At 59.1% G+C, this 2,833-nt stretch carries 3 protein-coding genes and 1 pseudogene; 3 read left to right on the top strand and 1 reads right to left on the bottom strand.

The annotated features are described in order from the left end of the window. Positions 1-213: pseudogene (locus ASF41_RS20440) on the top strand (IS5/IS1182 family transposase); the annotation flags it as partial. A 153-nt stretch (positions 214-366) separates the two neighbouring features. On the opposite strand, the gene ASF41_RS20435 reads toward ASF41_RS20440, so the two are convergent. Then, positions 367-1,296, bottom strand: coding sequence for a hypothetical protein (locus ASF41_RS20435; protein WP_082504712.1), 930 nt, complete (start codon positions 1,294-1,296; stop codon positions 367-369). Between the two features lie 106 nt (positions 1,297-1,402). Here ASF41_RS20435 and ASF41_RS24375 point away from each other — a divergent pair, with 106 nt between their 5' ends. Both ASF41_RS24375 and ASF41_RS20425 read left to right on the top strand, forming a co-directional pair. After that, positions 1,403-1,828 (top strand): Rha family transcriptional regulator, encoded by a 426-nt coding sequence (locus tag ASF41_RS24375; RefSeq protein ID WP_082504711.1) that lies wholly within the window; start codon positions 1,403-1,405, stop codon positions 1,826-1,828. A gap of 197 nt (positions 1,829-2,025) precedes the next feature. Next, the gene (locus tag ASF41_RS20425; protein ID WP_156653413.1) at positions 2,026-2,490 is read left to right on the top strand and encodes a MarR family winged helix-turn-helix transcriptional regulator; all 465 of its coding nucleotides are present in this window, start codon (positions 2,026-2,028) and stop codon (positions 2,488-2,490) included. Positions 2,491-2,833: the final 343 nt, after the last annotated feature.

The raw sequence follows: 2,833 nt of genomic DNA, 5'->3' as shown, positions 1-2,833 counted from the left end.
CAGGGTGCTTGGGCGAACGTAAAGCCGATGCCCAACCGCAAGCAGGTCTTGGCCTTCAGCCCGTTCCTGTACAAGTACCGCAATCTGGTCGAGCGCTTTTTCAGCAAGATCAAGCACKTCCGCGCCGTCGCTACCCGCTACGACAAGGATCCCGACAACTTTCTTGCCAGCGTCAAACTCGCCGCCGTCCGGGTCTGGCTGCGAACTTTATGAGTCCGCAACCTAGCGGACCTCATGGAGGGCGACAGGCGAGCCCGAGCACACAGCCGCCTCATCTCGCGGGGCCACGTGCGTGGAGGTCTGCACGATGCCGCCGAGGAAGCCTGATAAAGCGCTCTACGGTGCTCGTAGAAGCCATCCAGGGTGTCAGAAGCTGTAGCCAACTCTGAGCCGCATCTGATGTCGGTCGAAGCTCGTCAGATCGAGCGGCCCCGGCTCTCCGACCGCCTTCCCAGCCACCTGGAAGCTCCATGTGAACGACGCCCAGGCATGGGGCGAAAGGGTCGTGTAGATGGTCGGTCCGAGGTAGACTGCCTGCCCAGCAAGTTGATCGAGCATCAGACCTTCGTAGGTGCGCGCGTAACGGGCCTCGCCGCCGACGAACAAGCCAGCTCGGACTTGGTAGGCAATGGCTCCGGCCAGCTCCGTGCTTGACCCAAGCACCAGCTCGTCTCCGCTGTTGAGCCGCGTAGACGCGAAGGCGAAGCCGGCGTTGAGGGCCGCAACGAGCTTGCCTGGGATCAGCTCGTAATCTGCAAGTAGCCCGACCTCTGTACCGAAGCTGCGCGCCCCCGCCCCAGAGCCACTATCCACGCCGTTGTAGCTCGGCACGATGTTGAGGGTGAGACCGAATGGGCCGGTTCGACGGTCGAGAAGGCGGAAGCGAGTTTCCAAGAACGCTCCCGCGATGCCCCCGCTCAGGCGCGTTGGCGTGCCAGGGGAACCAACATCGTAGGCATTGAAAGTGATGCCGGGGGCAAGCCGGAAGTCACTCGTCAGGGGCACCTTCAGTGCAAGCCCACTGTCGATAGCTACGAACCGCCCCAGACGTTTGCCCAGTCGTCCTGAGGTCTCCCATTCTAGCTCCGCTTCACCGGGCACGCCGAGGTCGCTGCCTTCCGTGAAGCCGAACAGGTGCTCACTGTCGATGTCGCCAGGAGTGAGGTTTTCAGCGGCGGTCGGTAGTGACTGAGCCAGGACGGCCGATGACAAAGGCACCTGTCCAGCGGACAGTACCGTGAACGCGAGCACCCCAGCGGAAGGTAAGCGCACTTTTCGGCACCACGGATCCCACATGGGTTACAACCTTATTCATAGCACTTGCTATACGAGTTAGGCGCAGCTGTGCGCCTCAGTCAATGCCCCACTGCACTCCTCGTTGGGCGGCCCTGAGGAGCGCACCATGAACATACTGACCCCCATCCCGAACGGGCTCACGATGTCGAGCCTGGAGATCGCAGAGCGCACCGGGAAGCGCCACGACCACGTCATGCGGGACATCCGCACCATGCTCAAAGGGCTCGGCATCACTGGCCCCAGTTTTGGGGGCAGCTACCGCGACAGCACCGGACGCTCGCTTCCCTGCTTCAACCTTCCCAAGCGCGAGACCCTGATCCTTGTCTCAGGCTACTCGGTGACCATGCGGGCCGAGATCATCGACCGCTGGCAGGAACTTGAGGCGCAGCAGGCTCCGCGCATCCCGACCCACGTAGAGGCTCTTCGGCTGGCCCGTCCTCAGGCACTTCGCGTGAATGAAGGTAAGCCAAGCGGTCCTCCTGTGATTTTTTTCAACCAGTGGCGACCGCCACACGTACCGCCACACGGCTGATTATGGCTGCAAATGGGTATCAGGTGGCGCAGGTAGATCAATGATTTGGGCAGGGGTGGCTCGACCATACACGGGGACTGAAAGTCCTGTGGCGTGAAATAGAGGCGCAGATCGCGTGAATAGCACGCTTGACGCTGGTGCAAGTGGCTGTGACAGATGCGCCTATCCGATCCACCTTCTTGTACAGCAGCACATACGTGAGCCATCCAACTCCCTCAATCGAAGTTGCCAAGCTCATCAGGATCACTTGTGCTGCCCGACACGTTGGCAACGTCAAGCGGCAGGACGGCAAGTGGATTGATTTGATGACGCCTCATGCTCTACAGATCGTCCTTGAGGTTGCTCAACAGCCTGGGATCACCATGAAGCAACTGAGCACAGCCGCCGGGCTTGCTCACGCTTCTATCTCAAGAAACCTCATGGCGCTTGGGGAGCGACACCGCAGGGACATGCCGGGCCTGGGTCTGATCGAGACGATTGACGATCCCCAGGAGTACCGCAGGAAGGTAGTGTTCCTGACGCGGAAGGGGCGCACATTCGTGTCGGAGCTTGTGTCGATCCAGCTGGGCGAGAAGGTGGTTCTATCAGCTCCGACAGCGAAGGAGTTTCTTTCGGGCAGTACCGGTGAAGATAATCAAAAGAGCGTTACTGGTTTGTGCTGACTGTTACATGAATGGAGTTAAATCCATCAGTGTAACAATAAGGCGTATCTAATCATCAAACTTCCACCGGATCAATTCCCCTACTTTGCCACGTAGATTTTATCGGAACTTCTAACGATAAGCGTAGCTGTCCTTCTTACTGTGAATGGGTGTCGAGGATCGCTGCGATGCTGATAAAGTTCAAGGGCTGTGAGTTAGTGGCCTGCCCCCTGAAAAGTGGTCCTCCCTGAGGTATGGCCTCGAGCCATGTGGAGGATGTTGTCATGGGACGGAAGAAGCATACGGCTGAAGAGATTGTCGCCAAGCTGCGCCAAGTTGATGTTCTGGTCTCGCAAGGTCGCAA

It is taken from the genome of Methylobacterium sp. Leaf111 (genome assembly GCF_001423285.1).
Classification (GTDB): domain Bacteria; phylum Pseudomonadota; class Alphaproteobacteria; order Rhizobiales; family Beijerinckiaceae; genus Methylobacterium.
The sequence above is the reverse complement of the archived record's forward strand: the minus strand, read 5'-3'. Positions and strand labels throughout refer to the sequence as shown.